Here is a 20,740-nt window from a genome sequence, read left to right on the forward strand (position 1 = left end):
AGGCTCCACTCGTGCCTTACCCGCCTCTGCGCATGATCCCGTCGAGCAGGCTGCCGATGCCGTCATCGGCAGCCGTGACGCCGTTGTCGCGGCGCTCGTCGGTCCGGGCGACGAACGTGGTTCTGGTGGTGACGACGGGTTCGCCTGCCGAGTCGCAGATTTCGTTCCTGGTGACCATGATGTCGCTGCCACCAGCCTGGCGGAACGATTCGAGGCACAGGTCGCTGCCCAGGACATCACCGGTTCGTATCGTTCTGTGCAGCACGATCTGCTGGTCGGAGTGCAGAATGTCCTTCAGCCCGTACCCGAGGAGGAGGTTCTCGAACAGTTCCGGCAACACGGCTGCGCCGATGACGGCGACGAACGTGACGGGCGCGATGATGCCGTCGTGCCCCAGTTCGTGGCCGGCCGCATCGTCGACGTGCGCGGGGTGGTCGTCGTGGACCGCACGGGTGAATTCGCGGATCTTCTCGCGTCCGACTTCGTAGGTGAATGTCACGAAGTGGTGTGCGCCCACCATGTCCCGTATGGATCGGGGCTCGGACACTTCGTGATCGATCAGCGACATCGTCGACATGGTCACCTCTCCTCGTCTACTGAATGGAAGTCCACCAGTCGACGGAGAGATGTGCAGCGAAGCGGTCGAACTCGCCCACAACTTACAAAAGTTGCGGCGCCGTGGTGTGGCCGATCACGACGGGCGAATCGCGGCCACCACGACATCCAGGACGGTCACGGCGCCGTCCTTGTCGAGGGGATCGTTTCCGTTCCCGCATTTCGGTGACTGCACGCACGACGGGCACCCCGACGGGCACTCGCAGGAGGTGATCGCCTCTCTCGTCGCTTCCAGCCAGTCGACGATCGCTCGATGTCCGCGGTCCGCGAAGCCGGCACCGCCGTCGTATCCGTCGTAGACGAACACCGTCGGAAGTCCGGTGTCCGGGTGCAGCGCCGTCGAGACCCCGCCGATGTCCCATCGGTCGCAGGTCGCGACCAGCGGGAGCAGACCGATGGCTGCGTGTTCGGCCGCGTGGAGAGAGCCGGGGAAACGTTCGGCGGTGATTCCGCTGTCCTCCAGCAGCTCCGGGGTGATCGTGTACATCACGGCGCGGGTGTCGAGCGTCTGCTCCGGCATGTCGAGCTCGATCGAATCGAGAATCTCGCCCGAGTGCAGCCGACGCAGATAGCCGACGACCTGGTGCGTCACGTTCACCTGAACGAGTGCGACGGTGACCTGACCGTGGTCACGTCGGGAGTGGACGTCGGTGACGGCGATGTCGGTGGTTTCGCGTGCGGACGTGCTCCAGTCGGGCTGTTCGGGATGAACGAGCGCCAGACCGTCCTCCAGGTTCAGATCGTCGACGACGAAGCTCTCACCCTGATGAATGTGCACTGCTCCGGGATGCACTGTTGCCGGCGCTTTTCCGGAGTCGACCGTTCCGAGCATCCGCCCCGATCCGCCGTCGACGATGGCCACCTGGGTGCCGGTTCCACCGCGGATGTTCACCGACGCGTGCGGGGCGTACTGCTGGCCGTCCGGCGTGATGAACCAGCCGTGCGGTCGCTTGCGCACCAACCCGTCCGTGGCGAGGCCGTCGAGCACCGCCTCTGCTCCGAACTCGGCGGCCTCGTCGGTCGTGATGGGTAGTTCGGCTGCCGCGCAGAGCATCTGAGGTGCCAGGAGATACGGGTTCGACGGATCGGTGACGGTCGCCTCGATCGGTTTGTCCAACAGGGCGGCCGGATGGTGAACGAGGTAGGTGTCCAGTGGATCGTCTCGGGCGACGAGGGCGACGAGCGACCCCTCGCCTCGTCGACCGGACCGACCCGCCTGCTGCCAGAACGAGGACACCGTGCCGGGGAAGCCGGCCACCACCACGGCGTCGAGTCCGGCGATGTCGACACCCAACTCCAGTGCGTTGGTGGTCGCGACACCGAGCAGGGTGCCGTCGGACAGATCGGATTCGAGCTTGCGTCGATCCTCGGCGAGGTACCCCGCGCGGTAGGCCGCGACGCGGCCGGGAAGGTCGCGATCGATGTCGGCCAGCAGGCGTTGAGTGCCGAGCGCGGTCACCTCGGCGCCACGACGGGAACGGACGAACGTGAGTGTGCGCGCGCCCTCGACCATCAGGTCGGCCATGATGCGGGACGCCTCCGCACCCGCGGATCGCCGGACGGGCGCACCGTTCTCACCGGTGATCTCCTTCATGAGCGGGGGCTCCCACAACGCGACGGTTCGTGGGCCGTGCGGTGATCCGTCCTCGGTCACCTCCTCGCAGACAGCGCCGACGAGCCTGGACGCGGCCGTGCCTGGATTGGACGTGGTGGCGCTGGCGAGGACGAAGGTCGGGGTCGCGCCGTAGCGGGCGCAGATTCGGCGGAGACGCCTCAGGATCAAGGCGACGTTGGAGCCGAACACGCCACGGTAATAGTGACATTCGTCGACCACGACGTAGCGGAGGTTGCGCAGAAATCGTGCCCAACGCTCGTGTGCGCCGAGTATCCCGATGTGGATCATGTCGGGGTTGGTGAAGAGCCACCTGGCGTTCGCGCGCGCCCACTGGCGGATCTCGATCGGTGTGTCCCCGTCGTAGGCGCTCGGAAATACCTCGGCCAGTTCCGGTGCATCAGCGCGCAACTCGTCGGTGACGGCGATGGTGCTGCGCAGTTGATCGGCACCGAGCGCTTTCGTCGGTGCCAGATAGAGCGCGGTGCCTCGTGAATCGCCGAGAAGTGTGGACAGGATGGGCATCTGGTATGCCAGTGACTTCCCGGATGCTGTGCCGGTTGACAGGACAACATGATGACCATTGTGGGCCAGAGTTGCCGCGTGCGCCTGGTGTGTCCACGGACGTGCGATACCGCGAGATCGGAAGACGGCGGCTACTTCGGGCTTCAACCATGTTGGCCAGTCCGTGAATTGGGCCTCGCGACCCGGTAACTCCGCGACATGGGTGAGGGGCTGCTCTCCGGACGGCGTACCCGCCAGCACGCGGTCGAGAAGCGCCCTGCCGTAGCTGTTCGAATGACCCGTCGGCGATGGATCTGGTTGGGTCACTACTGCTCTCCATGTTTCGGTTCTGTTGCAGGTGCGTCGCGATGACGTCGTGACCTGCGGGTTTCATGCTATCGGTCGGTCATTCGAACGACGACGGCGCCTCGGTATACGTGCTGGTGAGAGGGGTCGGGCGACGCAAATCTGCCGGTGATGAGCGTCAAGATCAACAAAATGTGCGAAAACTGACTTTTTCGACTGTTGGAAACGCGAAAAGCGTGGTTGACTTGAACCGGTCGCAGCTTCTGTGTTCGTTTTCACGCTCGCAGGATCTTATGTTGCGGGCGGTGTGCTTTTGGAGCGTTTCCTGAAGGGGTCTGTGGTTCGGCAACGCTTGTCGGACGCGGGTTCCGCCTGAGGGGGAATTCAGGAAGTACAACGGTCGGAACCGGCCCGGTGGACTGTAAGTGCTGCCCACCGCATCCGGTGTTAGAAAGAGAAGGAAAAGCATGGCACAGGGAACTGTGAAGTGGTTCAACGCCGAAAAAGGCTTTGGATTCATCGCACCAGAAGACGGCTCCGCTGACGTTTTCGTCCACTACTCCGAGATCCAGGGCAGCGGCTTCCGCACCCTCGAGGAGAACCAGCGCGTCGAGTTCGAGGTCGGCCAGGGAACCAAGGGACCCCAGGCAACCGGAGTTCGCGCAGTCTGATCGACACCCCGCTCCCCGCGAGCGGAATCGACACCTCTCATCCCCCTATCGCTTTCGGCGCATGCCGAAGCGAAGGGGGATGAGTTGTATCCATGGCCACTGCAACTGCCGACACTGTCTCCTCGGATCGTTCCTGCAGGCTCCACTCTCGCCCTTCGGGTCGTTCCTGCAGGCTCCACTCCCGCTTTTGTTCTACTGTCCACACTGTGAACCAGTTGTCCTTCTTCTCCGCCGAGTCGCTGCCGCCGTCGGTGACCGACTTGAGTGGACTTCTCGCGTCCACCGGGCAGGTGGTTCTGTCGGCGGCCGGTGCTCGCATCTCGGTCGTCGTCGATTCGTCCTGGCGCGCGGAGGCCATCGCGGACCTGATGGCGCAGTGCGGGCTCGTGTCCGAACTCGGCCGGTCCGAGGAGGACAGGCCGCTCGTGCGGACGGCGTCGGTGCCCGAGTTGTCGGCACTCGCGTCGTTGTGGACGAAGGGCGCGGTCAAGTCGATGCCGCCGGGTTGGGTGCCCGGCGCCCGCGAGCTCCGCGCGTGGGTGCTCGCAGGCGGCCGACCGGAAGCCGAGGGCGAACGGTATGTTCTGGGACTGGATCCGCACGCGCCCGACACGCACGCCCCGTTGGCTCAGTCGCTGATGAGAGCAGGCATAGCTCCCACTCTCATCGGCACCCGAGGCTCCAATCCAGGGCTGCGCATCACCGGGCGCAGGCGAATGCTGAGGCTGGTCGAGAACGTCGGACCTGCGCCGGAAAATCCGGACGCACGTACCAGTTGGCCGACCGCCGAGTAAGAAGATGTAGAGCTGATCTGCGAGTATTTTGACGTCGTATGCCACTCTGTTACCAGGCGGACCGGCAAAATTGTCGGTTTCGACAGGTAGAAACTACTCACGGAGTGGCTCTACAGGACGCAACGAGGAAGGTTCGGCAGCAAGGTGGCAGCACGCAAGAACGGCACGGGGGATACCACCACCGGCGGTGCCCAGCCGCGCCGCCTTGTCATCGTGGAGTCTCCGACCAAGGCCAAGAAGATCGCCCCCTACCTGGGTAGCAACTACGTGGTCGAGGCGTCGGTCGGCCATATCCGCGACCTTCCACGCGGTGCCGCGGACGTCCCCGCGAAGTACAAGGGTGAGCCGTGGGCCCGCCTCGGTGTCGACGTCGACCACGACTTCGAAGCGCTCTACGTCGTCTCCCCGGAGAAGAAGGGCAAGGTCGCCGAGCTCAAGAGCCTGCTCAAGGACGCCGACGAACTCTTCCTCGCCACCGACCCCGACCGCGAGGGCGAGGCCATCGCCTGGCATCTCCTCGAGACCCTGAACCCCAAGATCCCTGTTCGACGCATGGTCTTCCACGAGATCACCAAGCCGGCCATCCTCGCGGCCGCCGCCGATACCCGTGAGCTGGACCAGGACCTCGTCGACGCGCAGGAAACCAGGCGCATCCTCGACCGGCTCTACGGCTACGAAGTGTCGCCGGTGCTGTGGAAGAAGGTCATGCCGAAGCTGTCGGCGGGCCGTGTGCAGTCCGTCGCCACCAGGATCATCGTTCAGCGCGAGCGCGACCGAATGGCGTTCCGCAGTGCGGAGTACTGGGACATCTCGGCCACCCTCGACGCCGGGGCGGAAGCGTCGCCGCGGAGCTTCGGTGCGCGGCTGGTCAACGTCGACGGTTCACGCGTGGCCGCGGGTCGTGATTTCGGTGCCGACGGAAAGCTGAAGTCCGACGGTGTGACCGTTCTGGACGAACCGCGTGCCCGACGCCTCGCCGAGGCCCTTCAGGGTGTGGACCTCACCGTCGCGTCCGCTGAGGACAAGCCGTACACCCGTAAGCCGTATCCGCCGTTCATGACATCGACGCTGCAGCAGGAAGCAGGCCGCAAGCTGCGGTTCTCCTCCGAACGCACCATGCGCGTCGCGCAGCGGTTGTACGAGAACGGCTACATCACCTACATGCGTACCGACTCGACGACGCTGTCGGAGTCGGCTATCTCGGCAGCCAGGTCGCAGGCGACCGAGCTGTACGGCGCGGAGTACGTGCATCCGTCGCCGCGTCAGTACACGCGCAAGGTCAAGAACGCCCAGGAGGCGCACGAGGCAATCAGGCCTGCCGGCGATGTGTTCCAGACGCCCGGCCAGTTGCATTCCGCGCTGCAGACCGACGAGTTCCGGTTGTACGAGCTGATCTGGCAGCGGACCGTCGCTTCCCAGATGGCCGACGTGCGGGGCACGACGCTCACGCTGCGCATCACCGGTACCGCGGGCACCGGCGAACAGTGCACGTTCTCGTCGTCCGGCCGTACCATCACTTTCGCGGGCTTCCTGAAGGCCTACGTGGAAAGCGTCGACGACGAGGCAGGCGGCCAGTCCGACGACGCCGAGTCTCGCCTCCCTGCGCTGAAGGAAGGCGCTGCGGTCACCGCGACCCAGCTCGATCCGGACGGCCACACCACCAACCCACCCGCTCGGTACACCGAGGCGTCGCTCATCAAGACCCTCGAAGAGCTGGGTATCGGCCGGCCGTCGACGTACGCGTCGATCATCAAGACAATCCTCGACCGCGGATACGTCTACAAACGCGGCAGCGCACTCGTGCCGTCGTGGGTGGCGTTCTCGGTGGTCGCGCTGCTGGAGGCTCACTTCGGCCGCCTCGTCGACTTCGATTTCACGGCGGGCATGGAGGACGACCTCGACGCCATCGCCGGTGGTCGTGAACGCCGCGGCGACTGGTTGACGAGCTTCTACTTCGGTGGGGACACCGGGGCCGAGGGCTCCGTCGCGAGGTCCGGTGGCCTGAAGAAGATGGTCGGCACCAACCTCGAGGACATCGACGCTCGCGTCATCAACTCCATCAGGTTGTTCGACGACGATCAGGGCCGCGAGATCCATGTACGCGTCGGGCGCTACGGCCCGTACCTCGAGCGGATGGTGAAAAACGACGACGATCCCGATGGGGATCCGATCTCGCAGCGCGCCAACCTGCCCGACGATCTGCCGCCGGACGAGTTGACCATCGACTTCGCCGAGAAGCTGTTCGCGACCCCGCAGGAAGGGCGCAAGCTCGGAGCCGACCCGCTGACGGGTCACGAGATCGTAGCCAAGGAAGGACGTTTCGGTCCGTACGTGACCGAAATCCTGCCCGAGCCGGAGCCTGAATCGACTCCTCCCGAGCCGGACATCGTGCCGATTCCGCAGGACTCGGACGGCGGTGGCGGCACCAAGACCGCGGTGAAGAAAGCTGCGGCGAAGAAGGCTCCGGCCAAGAAGGCGGCAAAGAAGGCCACCGGACCCAAGCCCCGCACCGGTTCGCTGCTGAAGTCGATGGACCTGGCGACAATCACGCTCGAGGACGCCCTCAAGCTCCTGTCGTTGCCACGGATCGTGGGCGTGGACCCGGAATCGAAGGAAGAGATCACCGCTCAGAACGGTCGCTACGGCCCGTACCTGAAGAAGGGCACGGACTCTCGGTCGCTGACCGACGAGGAGCAGCTCTTCACCGTCACCTTGGACGAGGCGCTGAAAATCTACTCCGAGCCGAAGCGACGCGGACGGCAAGGTGAAGCGAAGCCACCTCTGCGTGAGCTCGGCACCGACCCTGTCAGCGAGAAGCCGATGGTGATCAAGGACGGCCGTTTCGGTCCCTACGTCACCGACGGCGAGACCAACGCGAGCCTCCGCAAGGACGACGACGTTGCCACCATCACCGACGATCGCGCCTCGGAGCTGTTGGCGGACAGGCGTGCCCGCGGACCGGTGAAGAAGAAGGCAACCAAAAAGGCTGCTACCAAGAAGGCTGCTACCAAGACCGCAGCCAAGAAGACCCCGGCGAAGAAAGCCGCAGCCAAGAAAACTGCTGCCAAGAAAACGCCTGCCAAGAAGACACCGGCGAAGAAAACTGCAGCGAAGAAAGCTCCTCCAGCGGACTCCTGATCGCTTCCAACGCTCGGGTGATGCGCCGATCACCGCCGACCTCCGCTTGAATGCGCCATTCATGTTGTCTGTCAACATGAATGGCGCATTCAAACGATGGGGTGCCTGTCGGTCTGCTCGCCTCCATCTGTTCGTAAGAACGAACCTTTCGAGCGCTGAGGGTGGCGACGGAACCAACCGCGGTCTCGGTGCGTCCAAGTGGGTGTGGGGAAGAAACTGGTAGTCCTGTTGTGCGTGTTGTTGTCGTTGGCCGCGTGTACTCGGACCTCGCCCGGCAGAGCCGTCGGCCAGGATGCGTGGCGAGGGCAAGGTCTTGCCGCTGGTGGGTCTACGGGCGGCCAGGCGCCGTCGTCGTCCCCGGCAGCGACCCCGTCGGCGAGGCCGTCATCCTTCGATCCGTGTGTCCTCGAGGATCTTCAGCTGAGTATCTACGCGGGCGTGGACCCGGCAACCAAGGAACCCTTGCCGAGTGTGGACGGGTGTAGCTGGACGGGCCAGTCCGGGCGTTTCTCGGTCGGGTACAGCGAAGGAGTCGATCGGACTCGGCTGGCGACCACACCCGGAGTCACCGAGTTGAGCGAGTTCGAGGCGGACGGTCAGATGGTGGACAGTTTCGTGTTCGAGGGCAACAGATGCATCTCGTTGGCCGAGATCGACGGCCGAACAGTGCAGTTCACGCTCGCGGAAACGGATTTCGATTCCTTCTGCATTCGGCTGAAGGTCGCGACGACACTGATCCTGGAGGAGATCTAGGTGCGACGACCGGCAGTGCTGACCACGCTGGCAAGTGCGTTCGTGGTGTCCGTCGCGGCGTGCGGTTCCGGTGTCGACGGGACGGCCACGGCGTCGGACGAGGTCCTCGATTCATCCGAAACAGAGTACGCGGCAACGACTTCAGTCGAACCGTCTTCCGACTTCGACCCCTGCGCCTTGCCCGATGCGTTGCTGCGAGATCTCGATCTGACGGAGGCTCAGCCGACCGCGGTGGGAGAGCTCGGGTGTATCTGGGGAAACGACCGTATCGCGGTGTCGGTTCTGGTGTTCGAGGACACGTTGACGCTTCCCGACCCGTACACGAGTCCCTCGACCACCGAGGTTCGTACGCTGACCGACGGCGGGTACACCACCTACGCCTTCCTGCTCGACGGCGACACGTACACCACTCAGACGATGACGGCGTCGGGTGCAGTGATGCTGAGCGCGAATCGACTCGGTGTGTCGTCCGCCGAGGAGGTGCGTGCCGGCTCGGTCGACGTTTTCCGCGTGGTGCTGCCGTATCTCCCGCCGCCTGCGTGATGCGCCGGGCGCGAGGCGTTCGTGTCGCACCGAGCGACTAGGCTCGCTGGCATGGCGGGAGTTTTCGATCGGCTGATCGGCCAAGAGGACGTAGAGGCAGAGTTGACCGCCGCGGCCGTCGGGGCTCGTACCGGGGACCCGGGTTCCGCGATGACGCACTCCTGGTTGTTCACCGGCCCTCCCGGATCCGGTCGATCCATCGCTGCTCTGTGCTTCGCGGCGGCCCTGCAATGCACCACCGAGGGGTCACCAGGCTGCGGTACCTGTCACCCGTGCACCACGACGATGGCCGGCACCCACGGCGATGTCCGACGGATCATCCCGCAGGGCTTGAGCATCAGCGTCAAGGAGATGCGGGAGATCGTGCAGATCGCTGCGCGTCGGCCCAGCACCGGGCGCTGGCAGATCGTCGTCATCGAAGATGCGGATCGGCTCAGCGAGGCGGCCGCCAACGCGTTGCTGAAGGTCGTCGAGGAGCCGCCGGAGCGGACGGTCATGTTGCTGTGCGCACCGTCGACCGATCCGGAGGACATGTCCGTCACCCTCCGCTCGCGCTGCCGCCATGTGCATCTCGTGACGCCTACGACGCCGGCGATCGCTCAGGTTCTGCAGACTCGCGACAAGCTCGACGCGGAGACGGCCCAGTGGGCGGCGTCGATCAGCGGTGGACACGTGGGCCGCGCCCGGCGACTGGCGAAGGACGAGGACGCTCGTGCCAGGCGCAAGCGTGCCCTCGGTCTCGCGTCGGCTGCAGCGCGGCCCAACCAGGCCTATCTCGCGGCCGAGGAGATGGTGAAGGCCGCGGAGACGGAAGCCGCGGAGATCAGTGCGGCCCTCGACGACGTCGAGATGGAGGAGCTGCGCACTGCGCTCGGCGCAGGCGGCACCGGTAAGGGCGCGGCGGGCGCGCTGCGGGGGTCCGCCGGCGTCATCAAGGAGCTCGAGGCGCGGCAGAAATCGCGTCGTACCCGTAATCTTCGAGACGCTTTCGACCGAGCTCTGATCGATCTCGCCGGTTTGTATCGCGATGCGTTGACCCGCTCTTACGGATCCACCGCTGTGCTCAACCATCCGGACATGTCGGAACAGATCGAACGTATGGCCAGGGGTGCGTCGCCGGAGGCTCTGTTGAAGAGTATCGAGGCAATCCTCGAATGCCGTGAAGCCTTGGCGCTCAACTCCAAGCCCAAGTTCGCCGTCTACGCCATGGTCGCGCAATTGGGTGCAGCGCTGCGCTGAGGCGTGAGATCAGGCCTTCCGTCGCGCCCGCGAAGCCCGAAGATTGGCAATGTTCCCGCAGGTCTTGACGTCGTGCCAGACGCCGCTGTTGTTGCGGGAACGGTCGTAGAACGCAGAGCCGCACGCTTTGTTCTTGCAACGCTTGAGGCGCCGCCAGGTGTCCGCGCGTTGAGCCAGCAGAACCTCGGCCCAGATGCGCGACGTCACGTACTCGTGGCCGGTTCCCGACGGTCCCAACTGGACGGTTCCCGATGCATCGAGGGTGAGGACAGCGTCGGCGCGCGTGGCTGTCGGAGCCGTGCCTGCAATGAGTAGTTCGATCGTCGTGCGCAGTTCGCGTAGTGCCGCGGCGTCGTCGTCGCCGAGGTCGTGTCCCATCGCGGTGGATGCCACCGCGCCGTCGGCGAGCAGGTCGGGCAGTCCCTTTGCGTCGATCGCTCGGGTGTTGAGCAGGTTCTGGACGTAAGCGAGGCCGTCGGGGGCGGGGTCGAGGCGGAATCGCTCCGTCGGTGTCGGCGTCGATGACATAACTCAACAGTATTTGACTATGTCGATCCAGGCAAGTAGTACTGACAGAGTCAAAAGCATTTAAGTTATGTCGAAGGGTGGGTCCGATGGTGGCAATCGAAGGCGCGGTCGTAGTGGTGACCGGCGGGCAGCGTGGGTTGGGCAAATCGATCGTCGACGAGTTTCTGGCGCGTGGCGCGGCGAAGATCTACGCGACGGCCAGGGTGCCCAAGCCCACAGACGATCCGCGCGTCGCCGCGAAGGCTCTCGATGTCACCGACCCGGATTCTGTTGCAGCACTGGCTCGGGAGCTGACCGATGTCACCATCGTCGTCAACAATGCGGGCGCCCCGGGGTCGGGTCCGTTGCTGGGATCGACACTCGAGGACGTGCGGACCGTGTTCGAGACCAACTTCTTCGGTGCTGTGCGGGTCGCGCAGTCCTTCGCACCGATTCTCGCGAGCAACGGCGGCGGTGCGCTGGTCGACGTGCATTCGGTTCTGTCCTGGGTGGGTGGCGCCGGAGCGTACGGCGCATCGAAGGCCGCACTGTGGTCGGCGACCAACTCCCTTCGGGTCGAACTCGGCCCGCAAGGGACCCTCGTGACGGGAGTGCATCTGGGTTACACCGACACGGACATGATCGCGGACCTGGACGTGCCGAAGAACGATCCGAAGGATGTGGCGAAAGCCATCGTCGACGGTGTCGCGAACGGGGACACCGAGGTGCTTGCCGACGACGTGACCAGGTACTTCAAGTCCGTTCTCGCCGGCCCGGTCGAGGGTCTCGCCATCCCCGCGGGGTCCTGAGGGGAGGCGATTTCAGTTTCGGGCGGATGCTCCGTTAGACTCACCAACGCCGAAAGGCACGCCGCCTTAGCTCAGTCGGTAGAGCATTTCACTCGTAATGAAAAGGTCAAGAGTTCGATTCTCTTAGGCGGCTCGTAGGAGCGAAAACCCCTTCCCAGCGTCAGCTGGGGAGGGGTTTCGTCGTGCGGGGCGGGGTCTCATCGAGCGTTGTCGCGCAGGTGCTCGGCGAAGGCGCGGGCGGAGGCGAGGTCGGTGCTGTTCGGTCGCCCGCGTCGGATGCCGCCGACGAGCTTGAACGGCATGAATGTGTCGAATCCGCGGCAGGAGAAACCTCCGACGACGTCGAAGCCTTTGTGTTCGAGCCGTTCGACGAGAGATGCGGAGAAGCGAAGCCAGCGGGATTCGGCGAGGCCGCTGGTGGCGAAGAGGAACGCGGGTGTGCCGTCCTGGGGTGGCAGTGCGTCGATGTAGGCAACCAGGTCGGAGTGGAACGAGCCGTAGTAGATGCCTGAACCGAAGCCGACGAGGTCGTGCCCGTCGAGGTCGCGGCCGGTCGGGTCGGCCGATTCGGGTGAGATCACCGAGGCGCCGAGGACCCCGGCGATGGCGTCGGCGACCCGTCTGGTGTTTCCGTGGGAGACGGACGCGCAGACAAGGATCGGTTCGCTCATGCAACTGAGCTTAGCGACGGTCGATCCACAGCCTTCTCACGCAAGTTACTCACAGGCGTGTAATTCAGGTACACACCCTCTGAACAGCAAAAACCTGGCGCCGGCCCACGTTCATCCACACGCCATCCACAGATCGGAAGTGTTGGTCCTCGAGATTTCCACAGGTTTGTCCACAGCCTGTTAGTGCATATGTTCGAATGGGCGTCGGCACGGTGTTCTGTCTACTGTTGCTCTCGAGGCGGAAACGACGGAAAGGTACTTCTGTGGCTCGACCGACCATGGCCGACGTGGCAAAAGCTGCCGGGGTGTCACCTGCGCTCGTCTCGATCGTCATGCGGGGAGTGGAGGGGGCTTCGGAGGAGACTCGTACGCGAATCAAATCGATTGCCGACGAGATCGGTTACGTCCCGGACCGGCGCGCGCAGAAACTACGTCAGACCAGTTCCCGACTGTTGGGTGTCACGTTCGATCTGCAGCAACCGTTCCACGGCGATCTCGTCGAGCAGATCTACGGCGTCGCCGAACGGGCCGGGTACGACGTGATGCTCGGAGCCGTAGCGCCCACGCGGGACGAGGCCAGTGCGGTCAGGACGCTCGTGCACGAGCGATGCGAAGCAGCGCTGCTGCTCGGGTCTCGAATGGATGCAACCGAACTCGGCTCGGTCGACCGTGCGGTGCCGGTCGTGTCGCTGCTGCGCACCAGCGGCGTCGACGGTATCGGATCGGTGCGCGGTGACGATGTGGCCGGTGTCGGGTCGGCGGTGGAACATCTGATGTCGTTGGGACACAATAGAATTGCTCACATCGACGGCGGCAGTTCGGCGGGTGCGCAGGACAGGCGTCAAGGATTCGTCGACGCCATGGCAAGACATGGTTTGTCTGCCCCCGTCGTCGACGGTGGTATCACCGAAACCGAAGGCGCACAGGGAATGCGACTACTGCTCGACTCGACCGATCCTCCTACGGCCGTGGTGGCGTTCAATGACAACTCCGCCACCGGAGTGCTGGATCACCTGCTTCGTCGCGGTATCGACGTACCGGGGGACATCTCGGTCGTCGGATACGACGATTCCCGCTTGGCGCGCATCGCTCACATCCAGCTGACGTCGATCTCTCAGGATGTGGCCGCGCTCGCCGAGGCGGCAGTGCAGGAAGCGCTCGCGCGCATAGCGGGTGAGAGTGCGCGCGATGTGGTGCTGGCGCCCACGCTCGTCCGGCGACGGACGACGGGACGGCCGCGGTGAGCTCGGTCTGATCGTTACTTATCGGACATTCAGGTTGACTCCGTACGCTTGTTGAAACTGCAAGCGTTCAGGGGGCCATCTGATGGATCGAGCCGACCACAACCAGCACGTGTTCGACGACGCCCACGTCGCAGCGGTGTACGAGTCCTACGCTGCGCCGACGACCGGGTTCCTCGACGGCGGCGAGGCCGCTGCGCTCGCGCTCGCCGCACCCCACGTTCGAGGCCGCCCGGTGCTCGACATCGGTGTGGGAGGTGGCCGAACGACACCGTTGCTGCGACTGCTTTCCGACGACTACACCGCAGTGGACTACTCACCCAACATGATCGACGCGTTCCGGCGTAGTTTTCCGCAGTTCCCGGCCTACGTCGCCGACGCCCGCGACATGTATCGGATCGCCGATGGTCGCTACGGTCTGGTGCTCTTCAGCAACAACGGAATGGACACCGTCGACCACTACGACAGAGTGGCGGTGTTGCGTGAGTGCCGCCGTGTCGTCGCCGACGACGGCATCGTCGTGGTGGCGACGCTCAACAAGGACGGTCCCGGATTCGGCGAGTCACCGTTCCAACTCTCCCGCCCCAACCGTCCGATGACGTTCTCGCCGCGCAAGATCGTCGTGTCCGTCGGACGTCGTGTTCTGGATCCGGCGGGTTCGGTACGCAGAGTAGTGAACTGGCGACGGCATCGGCGTCTGACGGTCGACCACGGTTCGTGGGCAGTCGGTCCGCTCGCTGCACACGACTTCGGGCCGGTCATGCACTTCACGTCGTTGACGGACCTGCGCAGTCTCGTCGTCGGCGCAGGGTTCGACATTCTGTCGATTCTCGGCGACGACGGCGCCGCGATCCCGCCCGAGGTGACCGAGTCCACGGTGGACAACGTCACCGTCGTGCTGCGCCCTGCTGGTCGCTCGGGCGGGTAGTCGCAGCGATTTCCACCCAGTCGGCTCGAGTGGATCTACTCATGGCCTGACGGGCTCCCATCTCCTACATTGAACGGGCGATTGTTCTATTTGTCCGATTCGGTGTGTTCGGGGAGGGTTGTCATGGCAAGACGGAGAGTTCTCGTGACCAGGTCGGTCGCCGTGGGGGTGGCCGCGGTACTCGCGGTCGGCTGCGCATCGACGACGCAGGGGACGGCACTGTCCGAGGGGATGGGTGCGGTATCGACAGAGAGCCGGTCGATGACCATCGCGCCGCTCTTCACCACCGGAAGCGGCGATGGTGGAGTCGGTGAGGAAATCGTCACGAGATCGGCGACCACGGACTCGTCGTTTCGCGTCGACTTCTCCGAGGACGAGGTGTCCGGCCTGGGCGACGCCTCGAGGGCGGCGTCGTGGAACGCCGCGATCGTCTCGACGCTGATCATGTCGCAGCCGATGTCCGGTCGCTTCGAGTTCGAGATCAGCGGGCAGATCGACGGTCCCAGTGCGGGCGCGTTGAAGACCGCCGCGCTCATCGCGTTGCAGCGCGACGAACAGATCTCCGACACCGCGACGATGACCGGGACGATCAACGCAACCGGCACCATCGGTCCCGTCGGCGGTATCCCCGAGAAGGTCCAGGCGGCGGGTGCCGCCGGGTACGACACGGTGCTGATTCCACTCGGGCAACGCAACAGTACGGACCGCAACGGAGACAGTGTCGACGTCGTGCGGATCGGGGACCGAGCCGGGGTGAACGTCGTCGAGGTCGGTGATATCTACGAGGCGTACGGACTGCTCACCGGCTCCGAGTTGGAGGCACCGAGGCTGGAACCGGACACGCGGCTCGACAACCGGGCGTACGACAAGGTCGACGCGCAGTACACCGCCGCGATGGGCCGGTACGACAATGCGCTGACGATGCTGGACACGCTCGACGTGAACATCCTGCGGACGATGATGAACACCGGGCTCCCGGAGACTGCTGCGAAGGCCGCCGACCGGGCTCGGAATCTGCATCGGCAGGGGTCGATAGCCGGCGCGTTGGTCACCGCGCTCGAAGCCGCCGCCGTCATGGAAGCGTCCTATTCGGTGGGTAACTCGTTGACACCGTTGATCTCTCAGGGCCCGGCGGGTCTGGGCGCATTCGTTGCGCAGGCCACCAACACCGGTCCGGCGGAAGCCGCGTTCTTCTCGTTTCTCGATTCCATCGCCACGTTCGAACCCGTGACGTTGCCCGACGTCGAAGCGGTGGTCAACGCGTACGCAGGTGCCTTCGACGCGCTGACGATCTTCGACTACGCCGCAAGCGAGATCGAGGCGATCGACGGTCGGATCGATACACAACCCATCGACATCGTCGAATTCGTCGATTATCTCTCGACACCGTTGATCTTCCTCGAAGCAGCGAAATCCCAACTGGCAGGAACGAAAGCAGTGTGGGAGGTCGGCCGCGACAACCCCGGTGCCGACATCGACTCGGGCGTCGACCTCGCTCAGGTCGGCGACTTCTTCCGCCGCGGCGCCGACGCCAACCTCGCCGCGTTTCGGACCGGAATGCCCGCCCAGGTGGCGGATCGTACGGGGCGCTCACTGGATTCGGTGATCGGCCAACTGTCCTACATGGACATCGACGTCGCGGCAGCCGTGCACCAACGGAACGCGCAGCCCGCGATCGAGAAGTATCTGGGGGAAGGAAAACCCAACGGGCAGTACGCGACCATCGGCTACGGCGTCAGCAACTACGTCCGCAATCAGCAACTGGTCGAGAAGTACTACAACAACGCGATCACCGACGACAACCTCCGGGTCACCGGGTTCATGTACGAGAACGCGCTGTCGAACGCGTTCGACCTCGCCCGTGCGCAGTTGTCCTCCGACATCGCGTCTCTGCAGGCAGGCGGTACACAACCGGTCATCACCGTCGGGCAGTTCGAGAGCGCAGGCGTCAGGCGTGCGGGCACCCCGCTGGAGCAGTTCAACGCCCTCGGCGCCTACAACAGCGGATACGTGACGACGAGGCTGATGACATACCTGTCCTCACCTGGAAAGTGACGATGACCGGAGTGCGCGACTGATTCGGAAGTGGCGCCAGCGGGCATGCCAGGACGCATGACGAAACTATTGTTCGCTGTGACCGCTGCCGACCACTGGACCCTGAACGACGGAACCAAGCATCCGACGGGCTTCTGGGCCGAGGAACTCGTCGAATCGCACCGCACGTTCGTCGACGCCGGCTGGGATGTCGTCGTCGCGACGCCGGGTGGCAGGGCGCCCGTCGTCGACGAAGGATCGCTCGCGATCGATGCCAACGGAGGAGACGAGGCGAAGGTCGCCGACCAGAAGAAGTATCTGGAATCGATCGAGTCGATTCTGCAGAACCCGGCTTCGCTGGAGGATCAGCAGGCATCCGACTTCGATGCCGTCTTCGTGCCGGGAGGTCACGGGCCGATGGAGGACCTCGCGGTGTCGAGCGATTTCGGGGCGCTCGTGACCGACTTCCTGAGCACGGGCAAGATCGTCTCGGCAGTGTGCCACGCACCGGCTGCGTTGCTGCCTGCCACGACGCCGGACGGGAAATGGGTGTTCGACGGCTACCAGCTGACCGGTTTCACCGACGAGGAGGAAACCCAGGCAGGGCTGGCGGACAAGGCACCGTGGCTTCTCGAATCCAGGTTGAGAGAGCGCGGCGCACAGTTCGAGAATTCCGATCCCTGGTCGCCGCACGTCGTCGTCGATCGCACGCTCTACACCGGGCAGAATCCGGCGTCGACGAAACCGTTGGCGGACAGAGTGGTTCAAGCCCTGTCCTGACAGTGTCCGTCAGCTCGACCGGTGGACGTCGCTCGCGGGTGTCGCTGTGACGATGCGATTGCGGCCCTGTCGCTTCGCGTCGTACAGCGCCCGGTCGGCGGCGTCGAACAACATCTCGAGACTGTCGGATCCGTGTGCGAGCCCGATGCTGACGGTGACGCCGTGGCCGGCGAACTGCTCGGTTGCGCGCTCGAACTGGCCGAGGCGAATGGTGTCGGCGATCGCGTAGGCGTCGAGCTCGGTGGTATCGGTGCAGAACACGGCGAACTCTTCTCCGCCGAGACGGGCGAACAGGTGATGGCGGTCGAGGCGGGATCTGACGTCGTCGGCGAATCTTTCCAACGCGCTGTCACCGGCGCTGTGCCCGTACGTGTCGTTGAGGGTCTTGAAGTGATCGAGATCCATCATCAGCACCGTCGCGACGCCATCCGTTGCGTCGCGGGTCAACCGATGAGCGCGGCGGAAGAACTCGTCCCGACGTAGGGCACCGGTCAGGTCGTCGTGTGCGACGGCGTGGCGTAGCGCGGTGATGGCCGCGCGGCGCTCGTTGGTCACGCAGGCCACGGCGATCGGGGCGATCGCGAGGAACGACAATCCAATGCTCACCGACAGTTCCACCGGCATCGCACCGAGATTCGGAACCCCGATGTGTCCGTCGGCGGTGAGGACGAGCATCCACATCGTCGTCGTCCAGATGAACAGCGACGTGACGAAGACCCCCGTCGTCAACGCGGCGACGACGAGGGCGGGCATGGCGAACGTGATCGCGCCCGAGCCTCCGACCGCCCAGACGAGGATCAGGCAGAGCACCAGCAACGCAGCTGCCGGGGCGACCCGGCGGGCGAGTGCAACGACCTCGCCGCGCCGACGGAATCGGCGGAGATCCGCCGTCGTGGGCGCGGTGAGAACCGCAGGCATGACGGCCATGTAGTTGAGAAACTCCCCGGAGAACCAGCGCGCCCATCCGCTCTGCCACGGAGTCGACTCGATGGCAGAGTTCGCGAATCCGCCGGCAACGCCCGCGACCGACGACGCGACGAGAATGACTGCGGCCACCAGGGCGAGCGACTGGACACGCGTCAACCAGGGCCGTTGCTGGCCGATGAACCGGAAGATCATGAAGCCGGCCGCGACGCCGGCGATATTGCACAGGTTGAAGGCGACGTTGGAGAACAACGGGGCACCGGTCACCGTATCGGCGGCGAAGTACCCGAGCGATGCACCCACCCATGTGGCAGGCGTTGCCGATCGAGGCGAGCGAAGCAGAATTCCCAGCAGCACGGCGTTGGCGGGCCAGAACACGGCCAGAGTGCCCGGCAAGCGGGTCGCGATACCGAAGAGGCAGGCCAGAAACACCACTGCGCCGATGAGCGCTGCGCGGCGAGTCACGTCGGCGGCGCTGCCGACACGTGGACTGACGCGCTGCAAATCCATCGCAAGGCCCGTTTCTGAACGATTAAAAGGGAGGATGAACGTTCAGTGTGTCAGAAACGGCGTCGGAACCTCATGCCGAGGGGTCTGCCGTCGGGATCGACGAACAAGCGATACGCGACCGCAGCCAGCCGCTGTTGCCACTGCGGTGGTACATCGATCTCATGACGGCGGAGTCTTCCCGCCGGTCGGGGCGACGCCGACGGTGCCGTGTGCCACGCATCGAGACGCGTCGCGCTGCTGCTCACCGCGTCGAAGAACGAAGCAGGGTCGACGAGGTCTCCGTCGTCGCCCGGCGCGCGGCCCAGGTGCTCGCGGATGAGTTCCAGCCGTAGTTCGCGAGCGAAGACCCGCGCTCCGTCGCCGAGACCGGCCGGGTCGGCGGGTTCACGACCATCGCGTTCGTCGTCGACGATCGCGGCCGTCAGCTCGGAGTCGTGAGTCCAGGACCGCCGGTTGAAGTTGTCCGAACCGACGGCGGCCCACACGTCGTCGACGATGCACACCTTCGAGTGCACGTAGACGGGGATGCCGCGGTCGTTCTCGAGGTCGAGGACGAGCACGCGGTCACCCCCCGCATCGCGAATCACGTCGAGTGCCGCGGAGTGGCCGAGCAGAGCCGACGGAATGGTGATGGCGCTGTCGTCGTCGAGATGCTTCGGGACGACGATGACCAGGCGCAGATCCTGTGAGCGTCGCAAGGCGGCGGCGAACACTCGCGCCACGTCCACCGACCACAGGTACTGATCCTCGACGTAGACCAGTTCGCGGGCGCGCCGCAGAACTTTCGCGTACGCGCGGGCAGCGCTGAACTCACCCTGAGTCGCGAACGGGTACGCCGGGCGCCTGCGCGGATACGTACGGAGAAGTTGGACGCTGCAGGTGCCCGCGGCCGCGGGTGCGTCGTGCTGCTCCGGCAGTTCCGACACCTCACGGGTGACTCCGCGAAGTATGTCGGGGATGGCGTGCCACGGCAGCCGGGACAACGCGGCAGGATCCTCCCACCGCTCACGGAAGACGTGCTCGATGTCGCGGACCGCGGGCCCCTCCACCTGAACCTGCATGTCGTGCCACGCGGGTAGCTCGCCGTATTCGGGCGGAAACGGCCTGCTCACCGGATCGCCGAAATGATCGGCGTCGTCGCGTCGGGCACGGGCGAGATCGATGCCGCCGACGAACGCGAGATCGACCGTGTCGGGATCTCGATACCGGACGACGACGAACTTCTGGTGATGACTTCCCAGCGTCAGGACCCGCTGGTCGAGAATCACCTCTCCGCCTGCCTCCTCGAGACGCAGCGCCAACTTCCGGTTCTTGGGTCCGGTGAAGCCGAGGGTCTCGATGTGCGAGCGCCACACCATGCCCTTGACGATGCCGCCACGCTGCGCAACCGCCGCGAGCGCGTCCTCGACGGTCGTGTCGTCGGTCAGCAGCTGTTCCGGGTCACCGCGCCAATCGGTGAACAGCACCAGGTCGCCCTCGCCCGCGGCGTCCAGCGCGCTCGCCAGAGCCGCGAAATAGGGTTTGCCGTGCACGAGCGGGGTGACCCGGTTGCCGTCCGTCCAGGCCGCGATGCGGGTGTCGGGGTTGCCGCGCTCCTCGGAGCTGAGGAACCAAGGGTGTTCGGAGTCGAACTTCTGGACCTGCTCGTTCAGTGCGGCACTACTGCGGCCGAGTCGCCGAGCGAGCGCATCGATCGTTCGGCGTAGCGGCTGCGGTATCACGAGGGGAAATACTGTCAGAGCAGTCCGACGGGGCGTGTCACGAGGTCGGGTTGAACTCCGGCTGATCGATGATGCGCAGCCACGAACCGTCCGGTTGACGCTGCACGACCTGGGCGCGGGCGCCTGCATTGTCCTTCGGTGCCGTCGAGGTGAGCGCGATGTCGCCGTACACCAGCGTCGGCAGTCCCTCCTCCAGTTCGAACCGAGGCCCGTGCGCGAGCACCGACGCCCACAGTTCACGAATTGCCGCTCGGCCCGTCGTCGTCTGTCCTGCGGGGTAGGCCATGACGGCGTTGTCGGCGTAGAGCGCGGCGACACCGTCGGCGTCCCCTGCGTTGGATCGTTCGACGAACAGGCGGGTGATGTCTTCCGGTGTCATTGCTTTGTCGGTCGTTGCTTTGTTTGTCATGGTTCCATCGTCATCACACCGGTACGAGAAG

The 20,740-nt window shown here is 65.0% G+C and carries 18 protein-coding genes and 1 tRNA gene; 12 read left to right on the forward strand and 7 right to left on the reverse strand.

The window, feature by feature from the left end; all coding sequences use genetic code 11:
* Positions 1-16 precede the first annotated feature (16 nt).
* The gene (locus tag CH293_RS13525; protein WP_255122843.1) at positions 17-577 is read right to left on the reverse strand and encodes a MaoC family dehydratase N-terminal domain-containing protein; all 561 of its coding nucleotides are present in this window, start codon (positions 575-577) and stop codon (positions 17-19) included.
* Positions 578-691: 114 nt separating this feature from the next.
* Complete coding sequence (locus CH293_RS13530; RefSeq protein WP_094720489.1) at positions 692-3,058, reverse strand: DEAD/DEAH box helicase; 2,367 nt, start codon at positions 3,056-3,058, stop codon at positions 692-694.
* A gap of 446 nt (positions 3,059-3,504) precedes the next feature.
* On the opposite strand from CH293_RS13530, the gene CH293_RS13535 reads away from it, so the two are divergent.
* The 6 genes from CH293_RS13535 (at position 3,505) to CH293_RS13560 (ending at position 10,175) form a co-directional block, all read left to right on the forward strand.
* Positions 3,505-3,708: a cold-shock protein gene (locus CH293_RS13535; RefSeq protein ID WP_005248460.1), complete on the forward strand. Its 204-nt coding sequence runs from the start codon at positions 3,505-3,507 to the stop codon at positions 3,706-3,708.
* Between the two features lie 206 nt (positions 3,709-3,914).
* Complete coding sequence (locus tag CH293_RS13540; RefSeq protein WP_037108517.1) at positions 3,915-4,502, forward strand: hypothetical protein; 588 nt, start codon at positions 3,915-3,917, stop codon at positions 4,500-4,502.
* Between the two features lie 144 nt (positions 4,503-4,646).
* The gene (topA, locus tag CH293_RS13545) at positions 4,647-7,640 is read left to right on the forward strand and encodes a type I DNA topoisomerase (RefSeq protein ID WP_094720490.1); all 2,994 of its coding nucleotides are present in this window, start codon (positions 4,647-4,649) and stop codon (positions 7,638-7,640) included.
* Between the two features lie 204 nt (positions 7,641-7,844).
* The gene (locus CH293_RS13550; protein ID WP_094720491.1) at positions 7,845-8,393 is read left to right on the forward strand and encodes a hypothetical protein; all 549 of its coding nucleotides are present in this window, start codon (positions 7,845-7,847) and stop codon (positions 8,391-8,393) included.
* Positions 8,394-8,936, forward strand: coding sequence for a DUF3558 family protein (locus tag CH293_RS13555; RefSeq protein WP_094720492.1), 543 nt, complete (start codon positions 8,394-8,396; stop codon positions 8,934-8,936).
* A 51-nt stretch (positions 8,937-8,987) separates the two neighbouring features.
* On the forward strand, positions 8,988-10,175 hold the full coding sequence (locus CH293_RS13560) for a DNA polymerase III subunit delta' (protein ID WP_033190109.1): 1,188 nt from the start codon (positions 8,988-8,990) through the stop codon (positions 10,173-10,175).
* Between the two features lie 9 nt (positions 10,176-10,184).
* Here the strand turns inward: CH293_RS13560 and CH293_RS13565 are convergent, their stop codons facing one another.
* Entirely contained in the window at positions 10,185-10,703 is a 519-nt protein-coding gene (locus CH293_RS13565) for a CGNR zinc finger domain-containing protein (RefSeq protein ID WP_094720493.1), read from the reverse strand.
* 86 nt (positions 10,704-10,789) lie between these two features.
* Between CH293_RS13565 and CH293_RS13570 the strand changes: the two genes are divergently transcribed.
* Both CH293_RS13570 and CH293_RS13575 read left to right on the forward strand, forming a co-directional pair.
* Positions 10,790-11,491 (forward strand): SDR family oxidoreductase, encoded by a 702-nt coding sequence (locus tag CH293_RS13570; protein WP_094720494.1) that lies wholly within the window; start codon positions 10,790-10,792, stop codon positions 11,489-11,491.
* 60 nt (positions 11,492-11,551) lie between these two features.
* Positions 11,552-11,624: transfer RNA gene (locus tag CH293_RS13575), tRNA-Thr, on the forward strand.
* Between the two features lie 64 nt (positions 11,625-11,688).
* Here the strand turns inward: CH293_RS13575 and CH293_RS13580 are convergent.
* The gene (locus CH293_RS13580) at positions 11,689-12,162 is read right to left on the reverse strand and encodes a flavodoxin family protein (RefSeq protein WP_094720495.1); all 474 of its coding nucleotides are present in this window, start codon (positions 12,160-12,162) and stop codon (positions 11,689-11,691) included.
* A 278-nt stretch (positions 12,163-12,440) separates the two neighbouring features.
* Here CH293_RS13580 and CH293_RS13585 point away from each other — a divergent pair, with 278 nt between their 5' ends.
* From CH293_RS13585 to CH293_RS13600, 4 genes are all read left to right on the forward strand, one after another.
* The gene (locus tag CH293_RS13585; protein ID WP_094720496.1) at positions 12,441-13,406 is read left to right on the forward strand and encodes a LacI family DNA-binding transcriptional regulator; all 966 of its coding nucleotides are present in this window, start codon (positions 12,441-12,443) and stop codon (positions 13,404-13,406) included.
* Positions 13,407-13,488: 82 nt separating this feature from the next.
* Positions 13,489-14,331: a class I SAM-dependent methyltransferase gene (locus tag CH293_RS13590; RefSeq protein WP_094720497.1), complete on the forward strand. Its 843-nt coding sequence runs from the start codon at positions 13,489-13,491 to the stop codon at positions 14,329-14,331.
* 123 nt (positions 14,332-14,454) lie between these two features.
* The gene (locus CH293_RS13595) at positions 14,455-16,386 is read left to right on the forward strand and encodes a S16 family serine protease (protein WP_255122844.1); all 1,932 of its coding nucleotides are present in this window, start codon (positions 14,455-14,457) and stop codon (positions 16,384-16,386) included.
* Between the two features lie 57 nt (positions 16,387-16,443).
* A complete protein-coding gene (locus CH293_RS13600; protein ID WP_094720498.1) occupies positions 16,444-17,145 on the forward strand; it encodes a type 1 glutamine amidotransferase domain-containing protein in 702 nt (233 codons plus the stop codon).
* 9 nt (positions 17,146-17,154) lie between these two features.
* Here CH293_RS13600 and CH293_RS13605 read toward each other — a convergent pair whose 3' ends face one another.
* Genes CH293_RS13605 through CH293_RS13615 form a run of 3 tightly spaced genes read right to left on the reverse strand, consistent with a single transcriptional unit; the run spans position 17,155 to position 20,709 of the window.
* Entirely contained in the window at positions 17,155-18,579 is a 1,425-nt protein-coding gene (locus tag CH293_RS13605) for a GGDEF domain-containing protein (protein WP_094720499.1), read from the reverse strand.
* A gap of 50 nt (positions 18,580-18,629) precedes the next feature.
* Positions 18,630-20,300, reverse strand: a complete 1,671-nt coding sequence (locus tag CH293_RS13610) for a phospholipase D-like domain-containing protein (RefSeq protein ID WP_037108557.1) — start codon at positions 20,298-20,300, stop codon at positions 18,630-18,632.
* 37 nt (positions 20,301-20,337) lie between these two features.
* Positions 20,338-20,709 carry a nuclear transport factor 2 family protein gene (locus CH293_RS13615; RefSeq protein ID WP_255122845.1) on the reverse strand — a complete coding sequence of 124 codons (372 nt, stop codon included), beginning with the start codon at positions 20,707-20,709 and terminating at the stop codon, positions 20,338-20,340.
* Positions 20,710-20,740 lie beyond the last annotated feature (31 nt).

The organism is Rhodococcus sp. 14-2470-1b (assembly GCF_002259415.1).
Lineage (GTDB): Bacteria > Actinomycetota > Actinomycetes > Mycobacteriales > Mycobacteriaceae > Rhodococcoides.